This is a genomic window from Roseateles sp. AC306, assembly GCF_979253795.1.
This window is the reverse complement of sequence record NZ_CEEDEB010000013.1, coordinates 29,075-50,841: the sequence shown is the minus strand read 5'-3', so window position 1 is coordinate 50,841 and position 21,767 is coordinate 29,075. Positions and strand designations below refer to the sequence as shown.

Annotated in this window: 20 protein-coding genes; 10 read left to right on the top strand and 10 right to left on the bottom strand. The window is 68.7% G+C overall.

The window, feature by feature from the left end:
- Positions 1-131: 131 nt before the first annotated feature.
- A complete protein-coding gene (gene nadB, locus AC0IZJ_RS21515; RefSeq protein ID WP_471853568.1) occupies positions 132-1,736 on the top strand; it encodes an L-aspartate oxidase in 1,605 nt (534 codons plus the stop codon).
- A 28-nt stretch (positions 1,737-1,764) separates the two neighbouring features.
- On the opposite strand, the gene AC0IZJ_RS21510 is transcribed toward nadB, so the two are convergent.
- The 7 genes from AC0IZJ_RS21510 to AC0IZJ_RS21480 form a co-directional block, all read right to left on the bottom strand.
- Positions 1,765-2,055, bottom strand: a complete 291-nt coding sequence (locus AC0IZJ_RS21510; RefSeq protein ID WP_471853567.1) for a late competence development ComFB family protein — start codon at positions 2,053-2,055, stop codon at positions 1,765-1,767.
- 194 nt (positions 2,056-2,249) lie between these two features.
- Positions 2,250-3,350 (bottom strand): quinolinate synthase NadA, encoded by a 1,101-nt coding sequence (nadA, locus tag AC0IZJ_RS21505; RefSeq protein WP_471853565.1) that lies wholly within the window; start codon positions 3,348-3,350, stop codon positions 2,250-2,252.
- A gap of 93 nt (positions 3,351-3,443) precedes the next feature.
- Positions 3,444-4,412, bottom strand: a complete 969-nt coding sequence (locus AC0IZJ_RS21500; protein ID WP_471853564.1) for a DnaJ-like protein C-terminal domain-containing protein — start codon at positions 4,410-4,412, stop codon at positions 3,444-3,446.
- A 104-nt stretch (positions 4,413-4,516) separates the two neighbouring features.
- Positions 4,517-5,218: a hypothetical protein gene (locus tag AC0IZJ_RS21495; RefSeq protein WP_471853563.1), complete on the bottom strand. Its 702-nt coding sequence runs from the start codon at positions 5,216-5,218 to the stop codon at positions 4,517-4,519.
- An 82-nt stretch (positions 5,219-5,300) separates the two neighbouring features.
- Positions 5,301-5,837 (bottom strand): RNA polymerase sigma factor, encoded by a 537-nt coding sequence (locus tag AC0IZJ_RS21490; protein WP_471853561.1) that lies wholly within the window; start codon positions 5,835-5,837, stop codon positions 5,301-5,303.
- Positions 5,838-5,839: 2 nt separating this feature from the next.
- Positions 5,840-6,037 (bottom strand): YgaP family membrane protein, encoded by a 198-nt coding sequence (locus AC0IZJ_RS21485; RefSeq protein ID WP_471853559.1) that lies wholly within the window; start codon positions 6,035-6,037, stop codon positions 5,840-5,842.
- Positions 6,038-6,123: 86 nt separating this feature from the next.
- Positions 6,124-6,933, bottom strand: coding sequence for an AraC family transcriptional regulator (locus AC0IZJ_RS21480; protein WP_471853558.1), 810 nt, complete (start codon positions 6,931-6,933; stop codon positions 6,124-6,126).
- Positions 6,934-7,003: 70 nt separating this feature from the next.
- On the opposite strand from AC0IZJ_RS21480, the gene AC0IZJ_RS21475 reads away from it, so the two are divergent.
- From AC0IZJ_RS21475 to AC0IZJ_RS21435, 9 genes are all read left to right on the top strand, one after another.
- The gene (locus AC0IZJ_RS21475; protein ID WP_471853557.1) at positions 7,004-8,254 is read left to right on the top strand and encodes an MFS transporter; all 1,251 of its coding nucleotides are present in this window, start codon (positions 7,004-7,006) and stop codon (positions 8,252-8,254) included.
- A 12-nt stretch (positions 8,255-8,266) separates the two neighbouring features.
- Complete coding sequence (arr, locus tag AC0IZJ_RS21470; protein ID WP_471853556.1) at positions 8,267-8,656, top strand: NAD(+)--rifampin ADP-ribosyltransferase; 390 nt, start codon at positions 8,267-8,269, stop codon at positions 8,654-8,656.
- Between the two features lie 66 nt (positions 8,657-8,722).
- Positions 8,723-9,811, top strand: a complete 1,089-nt coding sequence (locus AC0IZJ_RS21465; protein ID WP_471853555.1) for an AI-2E family transporter — start codon at positions 8,723-8,725, stop codon at positions 9,809-9,811.
- 9 nt (positions 9,812-9,820) lie between these two features.
- Positions 9,821-10,180, top strand: coding sequence for a hypothetical protein (locus tag AC0IZJ_RS21460; RefSeq protein ID WP_471853554.1), 360 nt, complete (start codon positions 9,821-9,823; stop codon positions 10,178-10,180).
- A gap of 24 nt (positions 10,181-10,204) precedes the next feature.
- Positions 10,205-11,917, top strand: coding sequence for a thiamine pyrophosphate-binding protein (locus AC0IZJ_RS21455; protein ID WP_471853553.1), 1,713 nt, complete (start codon positions 10,205-10,207; stop codon positions 11,915-11,917).
- Between the two features lie 226 nt (positions 11,918-12,143).
- Positions 12,144-12,362: an RNA-binding S4 domain-containing protein gene (locus tag AC0IZJ_RS21450; protein ID WP_471853552.1), complete on the top strand. Its 219-nt coding sequence runs from the start codon at positions 12,144-12,146 to the stop codon at positions 12,360-12,362.
- 408 nt (positions 12,363-12,770) lie between these two features.
- Positions 12,771-15,125: a pectate lyase family protein gene (locus AC0IZJ_RS21445; RefSeq protein WP_471853551.1), complete on the top strand. Its 2,355-nt coding sequence runs from the start codon at positions 12,771-12,773 to the stop codon at positions 15,123-15,125.
- A gap of 14 nt (positions 15,126-15,139) precedes the next feature.
- Positions 15,140-15,904, top strand: a complete 765-nt coding sequence (locus AC0IZJ_RS21440; protein ID WP_471853550.1) for a hypothetical protein — start codon at positions 15,140-15,142, stop codon at positions 15,902-15,904.
- 28 nt (positions 15,905-15,932) lie between these two features.
- Positions 15,933-16,751: a PEP-CTERM sorting domain-containing protein gene (locus tag AC0IZJ_RS21435; RefSeq protein ID WP_471853549.1), complete on the top strand. Its 819-nt coding sequence runs from the start codon at positions 15,933-15,935 to the stop codon at positions 16,749-16,751.
- Between the two features lie 43 nt (positions 16,752-16,794).
- Here AC0IZJ_RS21435 and serB read toward each other — a convergent pair whose 3' ends face one another.
- The 3 genes from serB to mfd form a co-directional block, all read right to left on the bottom strand.
- A complete protein-coding gene (serB, locus tag AC0IZJ_RS21430; protein ID WP_471853547.1) occupies positions 16,795-17,502 on the bottom strand; it encodes a phosphoserine phosphatase SerB in 708 nt (235 codons plus the stop codon).
- Between the two features lie 48 nt (positions 17,503-17,550).
- Complete coding sequence (locus tag AC0IZJ_RS21425) at positions 17,551-18,105, bottom strand: PEP-CTERM sorting domain-containing protein (protein WP_471853545.1); 555 nt, start codon at positions 18,103-18,105, stop codon at positions 17,551-17,553.
- Between the two features lie 66 nt (positions 18,106-18,171).
- On the bottom strand, positions 18,172-21,636 hold the full coding sequence (gene mfd, locus AC0IZJ_RS21420) for a transcription-repair coupling factor (protein ID WP_471853544.1): 3,465 nt from the start codon (positions 21,634-21,636) through the stop codon (positions 18,172-18,174).
- Positions 21,637-21,767 lie beyond the last annotated feature (131 nt).

The window sequence follows — 21,767 nt, the reverse complement described above, 5'->3', positions numbered from 1 at the left end:
TCCTCCGGCTGCTCTATGTCAGCGTTGTCATCGGCGCGCAGCATAGTGCGGCCGGCGCGGAGCCTGGTTGCTCGAATCGGCAATCCTCACATCGCCGCGCCGAGGGTGGCGCTGCTGGACAATGCTTCGCCATGACTGCTGCCTCCCCCGCCGACGCCCCCGTCGTCATCATCGGCGCCGGCCTTGCCGGACTGACCGTGGCCCTGCACCTGGCCGACCATGTGCCCGTCGTCGTCCTGGCCAAGCGCGAGCTGAACGAAGCCGCCACCGCCTGGGCGCAGGGCGGCATCGTCGGCGTGCTCGGCAGCGACGATTCCATCGAGAGCCATGTGCGCGACACGCAGGACGCCGGCGCCGGCCTGGTCGACGAGGAGGCGGCTCGCTTCATCGCCGAGCGCAGCGCCGCCGCCGTGGGCTGGCTGGTGGAGCAGGGCGTGCCGTTCACGACCGACGACACCGGACCCATGGGCCTGCACCTGACGCGCGAAGGCGGCCACGCGGTGCGCCGCATCGCCCACGCGGCCGACGCCACCGGCAAGGCCATCCACGACCAGCTGCTGGCCGTTGCCCGCGCGCACCCCAACATCAAGCTGTGCGAGCGCTGGATGGCGCTGGACCTCATCACCTCCCGCCACGCCCAGCGCGACGAGCCGACGCGCGTCTATGGCGTCTACGCGCTCGACATCGACACCCAGCGCGTCGAGACGCTGCCGGCCCGTGCCGTCGTGCTGGCCACCGGCGGCGCCGGCAAGGTCTACCGCTACACGACCAACCCCGACACCTCCACCGGCGACGGCATCGCCATGGCCTGGCGGGCGGGCTGCCGGGTGGCGAACATGGAGTTCATCCAGTTCCACCCGACCTGCCTCTACCACCCGCTGGAGCGCAGCTTTCTCATCACCGAGGCGCTGCGAGGCGAGGGCGGGCATCTCAAGTTGCCGGACGGCACGCGTTTCATGGCCGCGCACGACGAGCGCCTGGAACTCGCACCGCGCGACATCGTCGCCCGCGCCATCGACTTCGAAATGAAGAAGCACGGCCTGGACTTCGTCCTGCTGGACGCGACGCATCTCGGCGAAGCCTTCCTCATGGAGCACTTCCCCACCATCCACGCGCGCTGCCTCGCGCTTGGCATCGACATCGCGAAGCAGCCCATCCCCGTCGTGCCGGCTGTCCACTTCACCTGCGGCGGGGCGGTGACCGACCTCAGCGGCCGCTGCGACCTGCCCGGCCTGTACGCCGTGGGTGAGACCGGCTACACCGGCCTTCACGGCGCCAACCGCCTGGCCAGCAACTCGCTGCTGGAATGCGTGGTGCTCGGCCAGACCTGCGCGGCCGACATCCTCCAGCAGCCTGTTCCTGACGCCGCGCCACTGCCGGCCTGGGACGAGAGCCAGGTCGAGAACGCCGACGAGCAGGTCGTCATCGCCCACAACTGGGACGAACTGCGCCTGCTGATGTGGAACTACGTCGGCATCGTGCGCACCACCAAGCGCCTGGAACGGGCGCTGCACCGCATCAAGCTGTTGCGTGGCGAGATCGACGACTACTACGGCAGCTTCCGCGTCACGCGCGACCTGCTGGAGCTGCGCAACCTGGTCGACTGCGCGGAGCTGATCGTCCGATCGGCACTCATGCGGCATGAAAGCCGCGGTCTGCACTTCAGCCGCGATTACCCGCGCACGCTGCCGGTGAGTTTCCCGACGGTGTTGATCAGCGAGAGACGGCGGCGGTGAATCCGCTCGTCAGCTGGCCGGACTGCCCTTACTTCCGCGCCCGCAACGCCGTCCGCGCCTGCACGAAGTTGTAGGCATAGCTCACGGCCTCGGCGATGCCGTTGTCGATCTCCAGGCGCTCGTGCTCGGTCAGGTAGAAGCTGAAGTCCACCTCGTGGCGGATATAGCGCGGGGGCAGGCGGTTCAGGGCCACGCAGCAGACGTCGCAGAGCAGGTCGTTGCTGGCGGCGATGTCGGGGAAATCCTTGGCCGCATCCATGACCGCGCCGAAGACTTCGCGCTCGTGGTGGTTGTACAGGGAGCTGAAATCGGCGTTCATGGCGGGCCTTTCGAGAATGCCGATTTATAGCGCGGGAAACGCCGGGCAAGCTCCTGCGATGCAGCGCGCGCAGGTTTGGGATGTGCTGCAAGGCGCAAAGCGGAGCCGGGTTGAACACCCGGCGAGCATTTGCAACGCAGCAGAACGCCCAAAGCTGGGATGCGCTGCGCGCGAGGGGCTTGCTCGGCGTTTCCTTAGGCGGCGCCGATACCCGGCGTCATGCCGCCGGCGGCAGCCTTTCTCGCTGCGACGAAATCCAGCATGCGGTTGATGCAACCCTGGGCCTTCACGCGGACGTCTTCGTCGACGTGGATCTGCGGCTCGCCGCTTTCCAGGCAGTCCACCAGATTCGCCAGGCCGTTCATGGCCATCCACGGGCAATGCGCGCAGCTCTTGCACGTCGCGCTGTTGCCGGCGGTGGGCGCCTCGATCAGCGTCTTGCCCGGCGCCAGCTGGCGCATGCGGTGCAGGATGCCGTTGTCGGTCGCGACGATGTACTCCTGCGCCGTGCCCTCGACGACAGCCTTGATCAGCGCCGACGTGGAGCCGACGACATCGGCCTGCTCGACGACATGCTTGGGCGATTCCGGGTGCACGAGGATCAGCGCGCCGGGGTGCTGCTCGCGAAGCAGTTCCAGCTCCAGGCCGCGGAACTCGTCGTGGACGATGCAGGCGCCGTTCCACATCAGCATGTCGGCGCCGGTTTCGTCCTGGATGTAGCGGCCGAGGTGGCGGTCAGGCGCCCACAGGATCTTCTGGCCTTTGGCATGCAGGTCGGCCACGATGTCCAGCGCGCAGGAGCTGGTGACCATCCAGTCGGCGCGGGCCTTCACGGCGGCGCTGGTGTTGGCGTAGACGACGACCTGCCGGTCCGGATGGGCGTCACAGAAGGCGGCGAAGTCGTCGGCCGGGCAGCCCAGGTCCAGCGAGCAGGTGGCGTCCAGGTCGGGCATCAGCACGCGCTTCTCGGGGCTGAGGATCTTGGCCGTCTCGCCCATGAAGCGCACACCGGCGACGACCAACGTCTGCGCGGCGTGGTCGCGGCCGAAGCGGGCCATCTCCAGCGAGTCCGAGACGATGCCGCCGGTGGCCAGCGCCAGGTCCTGCAGTGCGCCTTCCACGTAGTAGTGGGCGACGAGCACGGCGTTGTGCTTCTTCAGCAGCGCATTAGCGCGCTCGGCCAGCGCGTTGCGCTCGGTCGGCGTCAGCGGTGCGGGCACCTTGGCCCAGGCGAAGGCGGTGGAGCAGGCGCCGGCGGCGTCCTGCTTGGTGTAGTCGAAGAGGGTTTGGGACATCTTGGGGCTAGGCGAGGGCGGCCGCAGTTCTTCGCCAAGTGTCGCGCAGAGCCGGCCGGATTGCCCGGCCGGTGGCATCAAGCCCTATCCCTCTCAGGGCAGGCGCAGCCAGTCGCCTTCGTTGACGCGCACGGTCAATGCCCGCTCATTGCCGCGGCGGTAGGTCACGGTCAGCACCTTGTTCCTGCCCGGCGCCGGGTCGATGCGGAAGAGCTCGTTGCGCACCTCCGCCTCCAGCCGGTCGCCGCGCACCTGGGCACGCACGGCCTCGGTCACGTCCGCCCTGCGGCCACCGTCGCCGTAACTGGCGTTCTCGATGACCAGGCGACCGTAGCCCGGCCGCACCGGGCCGGCGTCGCCTCCGCCCCGGTTGTGCCCCCAGTCCCCGCGGCCCCAGCCGATGAACTGGCTGCCGTCGACAACCATGTACTCGCGGTATTCGAAGCTGCGCTCCTGGCCGCCGCGGTCACGCGCGACGATGCGCAGCCGCTTGGTCTCGCCGGGGTCCGGGTCCACGCCGAAGCTGTCGTTGCCGAGGCGAAAGCGCTGGTCGGCCCGCGCCAGCTCGCGCAGCCGGTCGGTCACGTCCACCTCTCGGCGCGGCGTGCCATAGCTGGCGTAGAGGATGGTGAAGTCGCCGCTGTCTCCGCCACCGTTGCGGCGCTCATCGCCGTGCCAGCCGCGCGAGCCGTCGCCGTCGCCCCAGTTGCCGCGGCCCCAGCCGACGAAGCGCGAGCCTTCGATCCAGTCGCGCTCCCGGTACTCGAAGGTGCGTTCGCGACCCTGGCGGTCGCGCGCAAAAATGCGCAGCGTCTTGGTGCGGCCAGGGTCGGGGTCCACGCCGAACAGATCGTTGCTCAGCCGCATGCGCCGGTCCTGGCGGGCCAGGTCGCGCAGGCGACCGGTCACATCCGCGTGGTTGCGTTCCGTGCCGTAGCGCGCGTGCAGGATGGTGAATTCGCCGTCGTCACCGTCGCGGGCCAGTGCCGGCAGGGCCAGCCCGCCCAGTGCGGCGGCGAGCAGGGCATTGCCGGCTGCCAGCGTCCATTGGCGTCGTTGCATGGCGGTTTCCTTGTCTTTGATGCGCTCATCCTCGCATGCACATCTCAACGGTCGGGACCGCCCGGCGGTGGACAGCCCGCCTCCGGCAAACCGCCCGTGACCGCTCAACGACCCCACTCGCCGCGGCGCCAGCCGCGGAACTGGGTGCCGTCCACCCAGCTGCCTTCCAGGTAGTCGAAGCTGCGCTCCTGGCCGCCAGGTTCGCGCGTGACGATGCGCAGCCGCTTGGTGCGGCCCGGGTCGGGGTCGACGCCGAAGGTGTCGTTGCCCATGCGGAACTTCTCGTCCTGGCGAGCCAGCTCGCGCAGGCGGCGTGTCACGTCCACTTCGTGGCCGGGGGTGCCGTAGTTGGCGTAGAGGATGGTGAACTGGCCGCTGTCGCGGCCCTGGCCGTTGCCGTCGCGGTAAGGGTTGCCGGCCCAGCCGCCGTTCCAGCCCTTGTCGCCCCAGCGGCCGGCGCTCCAGCCGGTGAACTGCGAGCCATCGACCCAGGCGTATTCGGGGTACTCGAAGCGGCGCTCGCGGCCCTGGCGGTCGCGGGCGTAGATGCGCAGGATCTTGTCGCGGCCCGGGTCAGGGTCCACGCCGAAGAGGTCGTTCGTCAAGCGCACGCGGCGGTCGCGCCGGGAGATCTCGCGCAAACGGTCGGTCACGTCGGCGTGATTGTTGTCGGTGCCGTAGTGCGCACGCAGGATGGTGAACTCGCCATCGTCCGCGTTTTGCGCGAATGCGGGCGTGGCCAGCCCGGCCAGCATGGTTGCTGCGAGGCCAAGGCCCGCGCCCAGGAGGTGGTGACGTCGATTCATGGTGCCTGTCTCCGAAGTGATGGCGACAACATGCTCCCGCCGCCCGCGGTCTGGTCACGTCGGAGAGCAAGAGATTGAACCGTCAGCGGGCGTGTGGCCGGCCGCCCAGCAGGTACTCGCGCGCCAGGGCCCGCGCCCGGTGCAACCGGCTCTTCACGTTCGGCCGCGACAGGCCGGTGCGGTCGGCGATCTCTTCAATGGTCAGCTCCTCCACATCGCGCAGCAGCATGACCTCGCGGTAGTGCGCCGGCAGGGACTCCAGCGCGGCGACGAGTTCCAGCCGCAGGCCGGGCTCGTCATGCGTGACGAGCCACTGCGCGAGCTTCTCCTCGTCATAGGGGTCGTAGCGCAGCGCGACACGGCCCAGACGGCGGCATTCCCGCTGCACCAGCCGGAAGGCCCAGCCGGAGAAGGCCGCCAGCACGCGCACCGAAGGCAGCTTGCGCGAGACGATGAGCAGCGCCTCCTGCACCGCGTCGTCAACGTCGCTGATCAGGCAATGCCGCTGGGCATAGCGGCGGATGTCAGGGCGGGTGATCCTGAGCAACGCCTCCAGCGCCTGCGGGTCACCACCGTGGGCGGCGGCGAGGAGCGGCTGGTGTTGGGCGGCCAGCGTCACGGCTACTTGAGCTTGCGGCCAACCATGGCGCAGGCCGGGCAGAAGCCGAACAGCCCTGACAACACCAGCCCGCCCGCGCTCGCGGCGATCAACCAGCCTGCCATGCCGCCGACCATCGCAATTCCGGCGCCCGCCACCGCGGCGCCGAGCAAGACACGCAGCACGCGCTCGCCGTTCGGAACGTTCTTCACATAGACCATGACGCAACTCCCAATGTTCGAGGACGACCCTCGGGAGCTAAGAGGCGCCGGCAGGCGGATCGGATTCGCGGCCATCGAAATATTTTTCAAGCGCGCTCAAAAAAGCGGCTCGGCGGCATGCCGACGGTGCGCGTCACCATCGCCGTGAAGGCGCTGGCGCTGGCATAGCCCAGCTCGCTGGCAATGAGGCTCATGGGCCGGCCGCGCGCGGCCAGCGTCAGCGCGTGGGCCAGCAGCAATTGCGAGCGCCATTGCGCGAAGCTGGTACCCAGCTGCTCGCGGAACAGCCGGCTCAGCGTGCGCGGGCTGTAGCCGGCCTCCTGGGCCCATTCGTCCAGCCCGGCGTGGCGGCCGGGTTCGCGCAGCATCGCCTCGCACAGCTTGCGCAGGCGGGCGTCCTGCGGCAGGGCCACACCCAGTGCAAGCGGCCGGGCGCGTTTCAGTTCGGCAAGCACAAGGCCTTCGATGCCGCGGCGCCGCTCGGCGTCGTCCGGGTTTTCGGGCGGCTGCGGGTCGGGCTCGCCGGGCAGGGCGGCCACCAGCTCGCGCAGCAGCGGCGACACCTCCAGCACGCGGCCCACGGTCCATGCCTCGCCGGCCAGCAGGTCGGGACCGAGGTAGAGCGTGCGCAGGTCGGCCTGCTCGATAGCCGTCACGGCGTGGACGATGCCGGGCGGGATCCACACCGCGCGGGAGGGCGGCACGATGTAGGTCGAGGCTTCCGTGTTCACGCGCACGGCCCCGGTCATCGAGAACACCAGCTGCGCCCAGTCATGGCGGTGCGGCTGGATGTCGGTCAGGTGCTCCAGCATGCGGGCCTTGGCGCGCAGCGGCCGCGCAGCCGTCGGTGCGAACCGCTCGGGCGACAGGGCAGGGATGCTGGTGCGGCTGGCCATGGCTGGATTTCGATAGAACTTGACGAACCATCGTAACCGGGCCGATCCCTCCATCCCTAGAGTGCTGCGCATGGACACCGCTCTCCCTTTCGACGCCGGCCAGCAGCGCCGCCGCGACGTCACGACCATCTCCACCATCGGCGTCGCCCACGGCACCTCGCATTTCTTCCACATGCTGCTGCCGCCGCTCTTCCCGGCCTTTATCCAGGCCTTCGGATTGAGCTATTCGGAGCTGGGCCTGCTGGTGACGACCTTCTTCGTCATCTCCGGCGCGGGCCAGGCGGCGTCGGGCTTCATCGTCGACCGCATCGGCGCGCGGCCCGTGCTGTTCGCGGCGATGGCCTGCTTCTTCCTCGCCTCCATCGCGGCCGGCCTGGCACAGGGCTTCGGCGGGCTGATGCTGGCGGCGGCACTCGCCGGCTTCGGCAACGCGCCCTTCCACCCGGCGGACTTCACCATCCTGAACAAGCGCGTGTCGCAGCCGCGCCTGGGCCATGCGTTCTCGGTGCACGGCATCAGCGGCAACCTCGGCTGGGCCTTCGCGCCGGTGTTTTCCATCGGCATCGCTCAGGCGACGGGCAACTGGCGCTTCGCCTACCTCGGCACCGCGCTGATCGCCTTGGCCGTCATGGCGCTGCTGTTCTGGCAGCGCTCGGCCATCGACGACCGCCAGGGCTCCTGGGGTCACGCCAAGGCCGCTGCCGGCGCCAAGGTCGAGCATCCGATGGCCTTCCTGAAGCTGCCCTCGGTGTGGATGTGCTTCTCCTTCTTCTTCTGGACGACCGCGGCGCTGTCGGCCATCCAAAGCTTCGCCAGCCCGGCCCTGCACCAGATCTACGGTCTGCCGCTGGCGCTGACGGCCTATGTCGTCACCGGCTACATGCTGGCCGGCGCGGCCGGCATGGTGGTGGGGGGCTTCCTGGTCGCCAGGGCCGAGCGGCTGGAGCGCACGATTGCCATCGCGATGGCCTTTGCCGCAGCGATGCTGCTGCTGGTGGCCAGCGGCGTGTTGCCTGGCGGGCTGGCCGCCACCGTCGCGGCGCTGGCCGGCTTCGGCACCGGCCTGGCCGGCCCGTCGCGCGACATGCTCATCAAGCGCGCCTCGCCGCCGGGGGCGACGGGGCGCGTCTATGGCACGGTGTACTCCGGCCTGGACATCGGCTTCGCGCTGGCCGCGCCGGTGTTCGGCGCCATCCTCGACCACGGCATGCCGCGCGGCGTGTTCGCCGGCTCTGCGGCGGCGTTGACGCTGGGTATCGCGTCTGCGGCGTTCGTGGGCTTGGGCCTGTCGCGCCGGTCGGCGGCCGCCGTGCCGGCTTGAGTGGCAAGCCCGATGACCTACTACCACGGCACCAAGGCGGCCCTGAAGCCGGGCGATCTCATCGAGGCGGGTAAGCCTTCCAACTACGGCCAGCGCAGGAAGGCGAATCACGTCTACCTCTCCGCGACGCTGGACGCTGCCGTCTGGGGCGCCGAACTGGCCGCAGGCGAGGGGCCTGGCCGCATCTACATCGTCGAACCCACCGGCCCCATCGTCGACGACCCCAACCTGACGGACAAGAAGTTCCCCGGCAACCCGACGAAGTCCTATCGCTCGCGCGAGCCGCTGCGCGTGACCGGCGAAGTGGCGGAGTGGACAGGCCACTCGGCCGAGCAGCTGATGGCGATGCACGAGCACCTCGCCCGGCTCAAGGCGCAGGGCATCGAGGCCGTCGACGACTGACGCATCGGGCTGGCCGTCGCCCGTACCATGCGGCCATCGCCCACTCCTGGGTTGACCGGTCCCCGCATGAACTTCAAGAACTTCGTCAATTCGCCGGCCCTTGAGCACAAGGTCTTCCTGGCGCTGATGGTCGCGGTCAGCGCGGCCTTCGTCTGGATCCTGCTGCCCTTTGGCGCCGCGGTGTTCTGGGGGGTGGTGATCGCGATGGTCTTCATGCCGGTCCATGTCGCGCTGCTGCGCCGATGGAAGCAGCGGCGCACGCTGGCGGCGCTGGCCACGCTGCTCCTGGTCGTGCTGATGGTCGTGCTGCCGCTGACGCTGCTGACCGGCATGCTGGTGAAGGAGGGCGCTGCGCTGTACCAGCGCGTGCAGTCGGGCGAGACCAACTTCGTCCTGTACTTCGAGAAGATCGTCGCGGTGCTGCCGGCCTGGCTGCACGACCTGCTCGAGCATTTCGGGCTGACGAATGTCAACGAGCTGCAGACCCGCATCAGCGATGCCATCGGGCGCGGCAGCCAGGCGATTGCGACCTACGTCTACAGCATGGGCCAGAACGCGCTCGACTTCGTCGTCGGCTTCTTCGTCATGCTCTATCTGGCGTTCTTCCTGCTGCGCGACGGTGCTGCCCTGAGCCGGCGCATCCGCGATGCCGTGCCGCTGGCGCCCGAGCATCGGCGGCAGCTGGCGGTGAAGTTCATCACCGTGATCCGCGCCACCGTCAAGGGCAACATCCTGGTGGCTGCCGTGCAGGGCGCGTTGGGCGGCCTGGCGTTCTGGTTCTTCGGCATCAAGGGCGCGCTGCTGTGGGCGGTGTTGATGGGTTTCCTGTCGCTGCTGCCGGCCATCGGCGCGGCGCTGATCTGGCTGCCGGTGGCCCTGTACTTCCTGGTCACGGGTGCCATCTGGCAGGGCCTGACGCTGATCGCCTATGGCGTGGTGGTGATCGGGCTGGTGGACAACGTGCTGCGCCCCATCCTCGTGGGCAAGGATATCCAGATGCCCGACTATCTCGTGCTGATCTCCACCATCGGCGGCATGGCCGTCTTCGGCATCAGCGGCTTCGTCATCGGCCCCGTGATCGCGGCGATGTTCATGGCGGTGTGGGACCTGTTTGCCGCTGAGCGCGAAGAGGCCACAGCGACGCCTGAGGCCTGAGGTTCGTCCATGTCACTTCGGGGTGTTGTCGTTGCAGCGGCCTGTCTGGCAACGCTTGTCTTCGCCTGGCAGAAACGCGAGCCATTGCAGGCCTGGGTCGGGGCGGCGCAAGCGTCGGCCGCACCGGCTGCGGGCCCCTTGCGCAAATGCGTCAACGGCCAGCAGGTGTCCTATACGAACGCCCAATGCCCGCTCGGCCACAGGGAGCAGGCCGTTGCTGCGCCGCCGGTCAACGTGGTGCCGGCCACGCCCGTGCCCAAGGTGGCGCATGCCAGCAGCGCGCCCTTGCTTCACCAGGCGTTGGATGTGAAGCAGGAGGCCACGCTCAAGGACAAGATGATGGAGCGCACCATCGACGGGGTGCGCTGACGGCGCTCCCGCTAAAGTTCCAACATGACTAGACAAGTTACTGCTCCCCGTCTCGCCGGCCACAAGCTGGTCGAGGCGCTGATTGCCCAGGGCGTCGACACCGCATTCGGCGTGCCCGGCGAATCCTTTCTCGCCGTGCTCGACGGTTTCCATGAGTACGCCGACCAGATTCGCTTCATCGCCTGCCGGCAGGAAGGCGGAGCCGCCTTCATGGCCGAGGCGCAAGGCAAGCTGACCGGCCGTCCCGGCATCTGCTTCGTCACGCGCGGCCCCGGTGCAACGAACGCCAGCATCGGCCTGCACACGGCCTTCCAGGACAGCACGCCGATGATCCTCTTCATCGGCCAGGTCGCCAGTGACCAGCGCGACCGCGAGGCCTTCCAGGAGGTCGACTACCGCCAGATGTTCAGCCCCGGCACGCTGGGCATGGCCAAGTGGGTGGGTGAGGTGCATGACGCCGAGCGCCTGCCCGAGTACGTCGCTCGCGCCTTCCACACGGCCATGCAGGGCCGGCCTGGTCCTGTCGTGCTGGTGCTGCCCGAGGACATGCTGACTAAGCCGATCACGGCGCCCGTCGTCGCGCCCGCGCGGCCGGCCGAAGCCGCGCCCACCCCCGCCGCGCTGGCCGAGTTGCGGGAGCGGCTGGCTGCAGCGAAGAAGCCGCTCGTCATCGCCGGTGGCGGTGGTTGGACGCCCGAGGCGACGACCGCGCTTCAAGCCTTTGCCGAGGCCTGGCAGTTGCCCGTCGGCTGCGCCTTCCGCTTCCAGGACTTGTTCGACAACGCACACCCGAATTACGCCGGCGACGTCGGCATCGGCATCAATCCCAAGCTGGCCGCGCGGGTCAAGGAGGCCGACCTCATCCTTGCCGTGGGCCCGCGCCTGGGCGAGATGACGACCGGCGGCTACACGCTGCTGCAGGCGCCGCGGCCGGCTCAAGCGCTCATCCATATCCACGCCGGCGCCGAGGAGCTCGGCCGGGTCTACACGGCCGAGCTGCTGATCAACGCGAGCATGAGCCAGGCCGCGCCGGCGCTTGCTGAACTGCAACCGCCCACCGACATTCCCTGGCGCGACTGGACCGCCGCCGCCAACACCGACTATCAGGCCAACCTGGTGCCCACGCCGGTGGCGCCGCTGGACATGGCCGAGGTCATCCACCTCATCGACGCCAAGCTGCCCGAGGGGACCATCTTTACCAACGGCGCCGGCAACTACAGCGGCTGGCTGCATCGCTTCCACCGCTACACGGCGCTGCACCGCTTCGGCAAGACGCAGCTGGCGCCGACCTCCGGTGCGATGGGCTATGGCGTGCCGGCGGCCGTCGCGGCGGCTTTGTTGCAGGACCGCTGGGTCGTCAACATCGCCGGCGATGGCGACTTCCTGATGACCGGCCAGGAGCTGGCCACGGCCACCGGCTATGGCGCGAAGAAGCTGCTTGTCATCGTCGTCGACAACGGCACCTACGGCACCATCCGCATGCACCAGGAGCGCGAGTACCCGGGACGCGTGTCGGGTAGCGACCTCTTCAACCCCGACTTCGCCCAACTCGCCGAGGCTTACGGCTTCGCTGCGTTCAAGGCCGAGAGCACCGAACAGGTCGGCCCGGCGCTGGACGCGGCCATCGCTGCGGGCAAGCCTGCGTTGATCCACCTGCGCCTGTCCAGCGACGTCTCCACCTCCCGGTCCACGCTGACGGCTATCCGCGAAGCAGCCAAACCTAGATTCGGCAGTTGACCGCTTGCCACTTTGCACAATGCTCGATGCATCAACACCTCTTGCCATGCGCGCCGATCACCACTTCGATGACCACCGCTGCACAACCGCTGGTCTGGCGCTTCGGGCCGCTGACGGCGTTGCTCCTTCTTGTGGGCAGGAGCCCACTGCGTCGTCCCGCCTTGTCAGCGACCCGCTTCGCCAGTCCCTCGGTCGTGCCCAACTACCGAATCTAGGTTGAATCCCCATGCTTGAACTCCAACTCCGCGGCGACTACATCGAGCTCGACAAGCTGCTCAAGGCCACCGGCCTGGTAGAAAGCGGCGGCCGGGCGCGCGTGTTGATCGCGGCCGGCCAGGTCCAGGTGGACGGCCAGGTCGAGCTGCGCAAGACGGCCAAGATGCGAGCGGGGCAGGTCGTCAGCTTTGACGGCCAGCAGGTCACCGTGCTGCCTGCCGACGGCTGACAACGCTGCCCGCGGGTTCCCCCCGCCCCCCAGATGAATGCCGCTAGGGATAGCCCGGCGTTGACCTAGGGATACGAAAACGAAACACTGTTCCAACTGTTCGCTGAACCGAGTTCATTTCTGAAAGCCGCCGGGCTTTCGGGGTCTCGACAGACGATGCAGTGCGGTGCGCCTGCTGTGCCCGCTCCCCTGATTGACGCCCTCGCGAGCCGGTGCTGCGCGGGCGTCAAGCCCCCCTCGGCCTGCTGCCGATTCCCCGCCCTCTGACCGCTGTGCGCTTGCGCGCCTGACCCCTGACGGGCCGGGTGCCGGGTGGGCCTGTGCCTGCCTGCCTGTTGCGCCACGCGGCCGGGAGCGGTCATGCACAACGAATTGCGCGCCAGACGAGCGCGCCCAGGAGACACGTCCATGATTTCAAGCATGCCCAAGCGGGGCCTGCTGGCTTCGTCCATCTCGCTCGGCCTGTTGGCCTGCGGCGGCGGCCAGGAGACCCCGGCGAACTTCGCGTCCACCCAGTCCAGCGAGCAGCCGTCGCCCGGTCGCCAGGACACCACCGCGGCTGCCACGGAAACCGCCACCGCGAAGGCGCTGGCCGTCCGCGACCCGCGCCCCGTGACGCCGCCGCCCGCACCGGTCATCGACGCCAAGAGCCTGACCGACACGACCGCGCCGCTGCTGTTCGACATCGGCACGCGCACCTATGCGGCGCCGGCCACGATCAGCGGCCTGCACAACCCCAGCAACTTCCGCGCGGCACCGAAGCTGCCGGCCTGGCAGTTCGCCACCGTCGACCCGACCAATGGCGTGCTGAGCTTCGAGCGCGAAACGGCGCCGGACATCGGCTGGCACGGCCAGTCGCGCAAGGGCAAGGTGCTGGTCACCGGCGGCTCGTCGGCGGCGGCCAACCGCGTCTACACGGTGTTCAACAAGGAGCAGCTGCTGGCGGCGCTGCGCGAGGCGAAGAACGAGCCCAAGATCATCCGCATCGTCGGCCACATCGACTTCCGCTGGCGCAATGGCAACACGGTGTTCGAGGAGTACACCGGCTTCCTGGACCAGAAGAACGGCGGCAGCTTCTCCATCCCGTCCAACACCACGCTGGTGGGCATCAACGACAGCAACGGCCGCCCGGCGCGCATCACCGGCACGCAGATCCTGATCGGCATCGAGGCCGCCACAACCGCCGCCGGCCCGGAGGCCGACTTCAAGGCCTGGGTCGCCGCCGGCAAGGACCCTGAAGCGTTCCCGACCTGGACGCGCAACATCATCCTGCGCAACCTCGCCCTGGACACGCCCTGGGACGTGAACCCCGAGGACAGCGGCAATGCCTACATGGACGGCATCGCCATCACGCGCGCCCAGCAGATCTGGGTCGACCACGTCACCATCAGCGACGGCGACACGCCCGACTCGCTGGCCAGCGACACCCGCCACGACGGCTCGCTGGACATCATCCGCGGCAGCGACTACGTGACGGTGTCCAACAGCATCTTCACCAAGCACCACAAGACGACGCTCGTGGGCAACGGCGACTCCGGCCGCGCCTGGAGCGACGCCGGCCGCCTGCATGTGACGCTGACCGGCAACTGGTGGGACCACCCCTACAGCCGCCTGCCGCTGGTGCGCTTCGGCCAGCTGCACATGTACAACAACCTCGTCAGCGGCAGCACGACGACGGACGACGTCGACAAGAAGTTCGCCTCCGGCCTCGATGCGCGCTACCAGTCCGACGTCATCAACGAGAACAATTTCTACGAGTTCACCGGCCTCAAGCCCAAGGAGGTCTGCGGCAAGCTGGCCGGCGGCAAGGACGCGATCTCGATGCGCAGCAGCGGCCATCGCTTCATCAGCGACAAGGACGATCTCGGCAAGCCGATGACGGGTGTCATCGACATCGAGCTGCAGGGCTGCGAGGGCGTCCCGGTCAAGCAGAACTGGGTGCCGCCCTATGCCTATACGCTGCGCACGGCCGACGCCACGCGTGGCGCCGTGCAGGTCTCGGCCGGTGCCGGCCGCGTCGGCATGTTCGCCGTGCAGGGCCCGCTGCCGGCGCCGCTGCCGAGTTCGCCGGCGCCCAGCCCTGCGCCCACGCCGACGCCCGCGCCGAGCCCGACCCCCACGCCGCCTCCGCCGAGCCCCGCGCCGGGTCCGAACCCCGCCCCCGTGATTCCCGGCACGGCCTGCACGCCGACGCTGCCCTGCGACGTGAGCGGCGGCAACGAGCTGGTGCTCAGCCCGCTGGTGACCGTGCCGGTGCCGGCCGCAAGCTATGTGCAGGCCACGGGCACGTACACGATGTCGGGCGCGGGTGTCATCAACACCGGCAGTCCCTACACCTTCAACTTCAAGTACCGGGAGCTGACGGGCAACTTCACGTTCACCGCTCGCGTCGTCAGCCAGGGCGGCAATGCCGATTCCGCGCGTGCCGGGGTGCTGGCGATGAATGGCCTGAGCGGCACGCCGGCCTACGCCTGGACGGCGCGCTACTCGTCCACCGGCGCGATCAGGGCGGCCATCAACGGCAACAACAAATCCAACATCGGCAGTTTCTCCGCCTCGGCACTGCCGGTCTGGGTGAAGGTGGAGCGGCGTGGCAACGCGGTGTATTCGGCCGCCTCGACCGACGGCGTCACCTGGTCCGAGACCACCAACCTGACCGTGAGCGTGCCCACGCTCTACGTGGGCCTGGCGCTTTCGTCGGGCAGTAACAGCGCCACCGTCACGGCCGACTTCGACAACGTCACCGTTGTCGGCGGTCAGTAATCAAGGAGAAAACCATGAAGTACGACTACCGTCCCCTCACCGCGCTGCTGTGCGGCCTGAGCATCGCCGGCGCCGCCCAGGCCGGCGCGACCAATGCAGTGGCCTACGCCTCCCTCATCGGCCCGACCATCACCTTCAACGAACTTGCCGATGGCGCCATCGACGGCCTGCTGACCAGCGGCGGCGTGCAGTTCGGCGAGCGCTTCGCCGGCCAGGAACTGGCCGTGACCAAGGCGCCTAAGTGGCCTGGCGCGGTGGTGCAGGACTGGTTCGACGACCTCAACAACGGCACGCCTACCGCCGGCCTGACGCTGCTGGCCGGCGCGGCCGGCGCCAATCTCGGCGCCTACAACTACGGCGATGTCCACGGCGCCGCGCTGTTCGGTGCGGGCCCGCTCGTGGGTGATGCCGACGGCTTCGGCGCGATCTCGGCTCGCTTGGCGTCGCCGGTGTCCGCGCTGGGCTTCCAGCTGCGCGACATCGACTACGGCGTGGTCACGCTGAGCCTGTACCGCCTGGACGGCAGCCTGATCGAAAACGTGACCTTGAGCGGGGTCACGGACTTCGAGGCGCCGCCCGTTTTCGTCGCGTTCGCCCGCGCGGGCGGCGTGGCCGACATCGCCGGTTTCACGCTGACCCACCGCGACAGCTACTACGGCGTGTCGCTGGACAACCTCGTGCTCGCCACCGCCCCGGTGCCCGAGCCGGCCTCGGCACTGCTGCTCGTGCCGGGCCTCCTGACGCTGGCCGCCGTTGCGCGCCGCCGCCGTGCCTGCTGATCCCATCACAACCCAACGGAGACAAACCATGAAGCGCATCCTGACCCTGTCCATCCTGACCGCCGCCAGCCTCGCCGCCCAGGCCACCTCGCTGACCAACACCGACTTCGCCTTCACCGGCGTGAACGGCAATACGACGGTGGGCGGCTGGTCCTTCGTCAGCTTCGTCGACATCGCCGCCGGCACGACGATCTACTTCACCGACACCAATGTGCTGGCCACGCCCACGTCGAACGGCGTGTTCTCGACGACCGCCGAGACCTTCTGGTCCTGGACGGCCGCCGCCAATGTGGCGGCAGGCACCTCCGTCGCGCTGCGCGGCACCGGCGTCAGCGGCCAGTACGCCGCCAAGTCCGGCGCGGCCGGCGGCGCAGCCAACGGCACGGTCACCAACCTGAACGGCGGCGCATCCAACATCTCCAGCGGCGGCGACATCCTCTACGCCTTCCAGGCTGCGTCGTACACCACCAACTACCAGCCCGCCGCCATCACCTTCCTGGGTGCCATCTCCAACCGCGGCACCTACGCCAGCGCCGACAACCCGACCGCTGCCACCGGCCTGTCGGGCATCCAGCTGCGTGAGTACAAGGAGGGCGCGAACGCCACGCGCTACACGCAGTTCACGGCGCAGGTGACGACCAGCGACACGCCCTATGCCTCCGTCGCCGAGCTGAAGGCAGCGCTGGCGGTCGGCACGAACTGGACGACGGTACAGGCCTCGAACACGACGCCCATCGTGTCTGACGTGCTGGCTGTGACGGCCGTGCCGGAGCCTGAAAGCTACGCGCTGCTGCTGGCCGGCCTGGCGGTCGTGGGCGGCATCGCGCGCCGCCGCACTGCGCGCTGAACGTGCGCTGAAGAAGGCGGGTCGGCTGCGCCGGCCCGCCGCGTCAGGCGAGCAGGCTGAGCAGCCGCTCCAGCCCGCCCGCGTTGATTGCCACGCGCGCCTGCTCTCGCACCTTGGGCTTGGCGTGGTAGGCCACCGACAAGCCGGCCGCGCCCATCATGGGCAGGTCGTTGGCACCGTCGCCCACGGCGATGGCCTGGTCCGGCCGGCAGCCGATCGCCTCGCAGCAGGCCAGCAGCATCAGGCGCTTCTGCTCGCCGTCGCAGATGTCGCCCCAGTCCTGCATGACGACGCGGCCGGTGAGGGCGCCGCCCTCGATCTCCAGCTCGTTGCTGCGCACGAAGTCCATGCCCAGTTCGGCCGCGACGTGGCGCGTGAAGAAGGTGAAACCGCCGGAGACGAGCACGAGCTTGAGGCCGGCCGCCTTCAGCGCCGCGCACAGCTCGCGCGCGCCGGGGTTGAAGGTCAGCCGCTCCGCCAGCACGCGGTCCAGCACGTTGGCGGGCACGCCGGCCAGGATGGCGAGGCGCCGGCGCAGGCTGTCCTTGAAGTCGGTGATCTCGCCGCGCATCGCGGCCTCGGTGATGGCAGCCACCTCTTGACCCTTGCCGGCCAGCGCGGCGATCTCGTCGATGCACTCGATGCTGATCAGCGTCGAGTCCATGTCGAAGGCGGCTAATCTGAAGTGGGAGAGCGGCGGCAGTGCGGGGCCGTCGCGCAGGACGAGGCCTTCAGGGGCAGGGGAGGTCACGGGTCGGGATGAGCGGAGCCAGGAGAGCCCCGCATTATCCCGAGGCTGTCAGCGCCTGCGGCGCGCGGCGATCAGGCCCAGCCCACCGAGCAGCAGCGCAGCAGTGGCTGGCTCCGGCACGGGCGCCGTTTGCAGGGCAAGCTGGAAGTAGGCGTCGCCGCCGACGTGCAGGGCCTGCATGTCCACGCGCACCATATGCTCGCCGAAGCTGATGCGCGAGGCGTCCAGGCCGGCGATGTTGGTGGACAGCTGCACGCCGGTGATGACCGTGTCGTTGCCGTAGAGCGAGGTGAACAGGAAGCGGTTCTGCTGCGCGTCCAGGAAATCGGCGCCCGCGCCGGTATAGGTGTAGCGGATGTCGTTGGCGCCGAAATCGAGGCTTTGCACCGGTGCCGTCAGCACGCTGCAGAGCGAGGCCGCGCTGGGGCAGCTCAGCTCGGGGCCCGAGCCGACGACGATCTTGTCGAGCGTGTTCTGAGTCTGCGCGCCGGCGACCAGGTGGTAGTGCACGTTGACGGTCGAGTCGAGCAGGCTGCCGGCATGGGCGGCGGCAGGCAGCAGCGCAGGGACGAAGGCCGCGAGGGTCAACAAGGTCTTCTTCATTCGGTGTCTCCAACGACGATGGGGGCCGGAGGATATGAAGGCCTCGCGGCACTCGCTGCCCCTAGGTCATCGTGAAGTTACGTCTGTGGGCTTGCCCAACAGCCTCAGCACCTCTCGAACCGCTTGGGCGCGGTCCTGCGGGCTCGTCAAGGCTTTTTCAATTCGCAGCTTCTCGTTACCGACCAGCTTGATGTTGCGGTTCTTCTGGACCAGCTCGATGACGCGCATCGGGTCGATGGGCGGGTCCTTGCGGAAGTTGATGTTGATGAGCCCCGGCGCCGCGTCGATCTTGCTCACGCCGTAGGGCTTGGCCAGCACGCGCAGGCGGTGGGTGTCGAACAGCGTCTGCCCCTGTGTGGGCAGCTTGCCGAAGCGGTCGGTGATCTCCTCCAGCATCGAGTCGATCTGCTCGTTCTTCTCGGCCGTGGCCAGGCGCTTGTAGAGGCTCAGGCGCACCTGCACGTCGCCGCAGTAGGCGTCGGGCAGCAGGGCCGGCGCGTGCAGGTTGATCTCGGTGGTGGCCGCGAAAGGTGACAGCAGGTCAGGCTCCTTGCCCGCCTTCAGCGAGCGAACGGCCTCATTGAGCATGTCGTTGTAGAGCTGGAAGCCCACCTCCATCATGTTGCCGCTCTGGTTGTCGCCCAGCACCTCGCCGGCGCCGCGGATCTCCAGGTCGTGCATGGCCAGGTAGAAGCCGGAGCCGAGTTCTTCCATCGCCTGGATGGCGTCCAGCCGCTGCGTGGCCTGCTTGGTCAGGCCCTGGATGTCCGGCACCATCAGGTAGGCATAGGCCTGGTGGTGGCTGCGGCCCACGCGGCCGCGCAGCTGGTGCAGCTGCGCCAGGCCGAACTTGTCGGCGCGGGCAATGATGATGGTGTTGGCGGCCGGCACGTCGATGCCGGTCTCGATGATGGTGGAACACAGCAGGAGGTTGTGCTTGCCGGCGACGAACTCGCGCATGACGCGCTCCAGCTCGCGTTCGGGCATCTGGCCGTGGGCGATGACGCTGCGCGCCTCGGGCACCAGCTCTTCGAGCTTCTGGCGCCGGTTCTCGATGGTCTCGACCTCGTTGTGCAGGAAGTAGACCTGCCCGCCGCGCTTCAGCTCGCGCAGCACGGCCTCGCGGATGGTGCCGCTGCTCTCGGCGCGAACAAACGTCTTGATCGCCAGGCGACGCTGCGGCGCAGTGGCGATGACCGACAGGTCGCGCAGGCCTTCCAGCGCCATGCCGAGCGTGCGCGGGATCGGCGTTGCTGTCAGCGTCAGCACGTCGACCTCGGCGCGCATCGCCTTCATCGCCTCCTTGTGGCGCACGCCGAAGCGGTGCTCCTCGTCGATGACGAGCAGGCCCAGGCGGTTGAACTTGACCTCGGGCGACAGCAGCTTGTGCGTGCCGATGACGATGTCGATGGTGCCGTCGGCCAGGCCCTCCATCGCCGCCTTGATCTCCTTGGCCGAGCGGAAGCGGCTCATCTCCGCCACCTTCACCGGCCAGGCGCCGAAGCGGTCGGCGATGTTCTGGTAATGCTGCTCGGCCAGCAGCGTCGTCGGCGCCAGGATGGCGACCTGCTTGCCACCCATGACGGCGACGAAGGCCGCGCGCAGCGCCACCTCGGTCTTGCCGAAACCCACGTCGCCGCAGACGAGGCGGTCCATCGGCTTGGGCGAAATCATGTCCTGCACGACGGCGTGAATGGCGGCGCGCTGGTCCGGTGTTTCCTCGAAGCCGAAGGACGCTGCGAAGGCTTCGTAGTCGTGGCCGGAGTAGCGGAAGGCGTGGCCTTCGCGAGCGGCGCGGCGGGCGTACAGGTTCAGCAGCTCGGCGGCTGTGTCCCGCACCTGCTCTGCGGCCTTGCGCTTGGCCTTTTCCCACTGGCCGGAGCCGAGCTTGTGCAGCGGCGCTTCTTCCGCGCTCACGCCCGTGTACCGGCCGATCAGGTGCAACTGCGCCACCGGCACGTAAAGCGTCGCCTTGTCGGCGTATTCCAGGTGCAGGAACTCGCTGGTCTGCCCGTCGCCAAGATCGATGTTGACCAGGCCCTGGTAGCGCCCGATACCGTGGTTGATGTGCACGACCGGGTCGCCCACCTTCAGCTCGGACAGGTCCTTGATCAGCGCGTTGACATCGCTGACCTGCTCCTGCTTGCGACGGCGGCGCGTGGTCGGTGTCGTCGCGAACAGCTCGGTCTCGGTGAAGAGCTGGACGGACCTGTCTCCATCGACCCACAAGAAGCCCGACGCCAGCGGCGCCGCCGTGATGGCGTACTTCTCGTCGCTGGCGAGGAACTCGGCCAGGTCCTTGACCGAAGGCGGCTCGATCTTGTGGTCGCGAAGCTGTTCCAGCAGGCTTTCGCGGCGGCCCTCGCTTTCGGCCAGCAGCAGCACGCGATGCGGCGTGGCCTTCAGGTGGGCTTCCAGTCGCGCCAGCGGCTCCTGCACGCCGCGCTCGACGCTGATGTCCGGCAGCGGCCGGGCGAAGTCCACCGGGTCCGTTCCGCGCACCGACAGCACCGCATGCGGCTTCGTCAGGCCGAAGAAGTCCTCGATGGTCAGGAACAGCTCGCCCGGGGCCAGGATCGGACGCTCGGGGTCGTGTTGCAGGAAGCGGTGGCGTTCCTTGGTATCGACCCAGAAGCGCTGGATGGCCTCGTCCACCTCGCCGTGAAGCGCCAGGGCAGCGGTGTCACCGAGATAGTCGAACACCGACGCCGTCTGCTCGAAGAAGATCGGCAGGTAGTACTCGATGCCGCCGGAGGCGACGCCCTCGCCGATGTCGCGGTAGATGCGTGCCTTGGTCGGGTCGCCGTCCATCTTCTCGCGCCAGCGCTCGCGGAACTTCTTGCGTGCCGCGTCGTCCATCGGGAACTCTCGGCCGGGCAGCAGGCGAACGTCTGGCACGGGGTAGAGGCTGCGCTGGCTGTCGGGGTCGAAGGTGCGGATCGAGTCGACCTCGTCGCCAAACAGGTCGACGCGGTAGGGCACGGCGGAGCCCATGGGGAACAGGTCGATGAGGCCGCCGCGCACGGCGTACTCGCCCGGCTGCACGACCTGGCTCACGTTCGTGTAGCCGGCCAGCGTCAGCTGGGAGCGCAGCGAGGCCTCGTCCAGCCGCTGCTTCTGCTTGAAGTTGAAGGTCGTGCCGGCCAGGAAGCTGGGCGGTGCCAGGCGCGTCAACGCGGTCGACGCCGGCATCAGCACGACGTCGATGCTCTTGGTCTTGCGCGACTGCAACAGCTCCCACAGCGTGGCCAGGCGCTCGGAGATCAGGTCCTGATGCGGGCTGAAGCTGTCGTAGGGCAGGGTCTCCCAGTCGGGGAACACGGCCACCTTCAGCTCCGGCGCGAACACCTTCAGCTCGTCCTCCAGCCGCTGTGTGTCGCCAGGCTCGGCCGTGAAGATGGCGGCCATGCGGCCGGCGTCGCGCTGCTGCTGCACGAAGCGCGCGAGCAGCAGGGCATCGGCGGAGCCGACGGGGCGGGAGTGGGTGAACTTCTTGCCCGGTTGGATGACCGGCAGCGAGGACAACGTCATGGGGGCGGGGTCTGTTGGCACTGCAAACGACAACAGCCCCGAAGCGGGGCTTGGGCGCATTTTAGGGAGGCCATGCCCTTTGGCTGTGGTCCAAGGTCATCGCTAGCATCGCGGCACGTCCCACCGGAGAT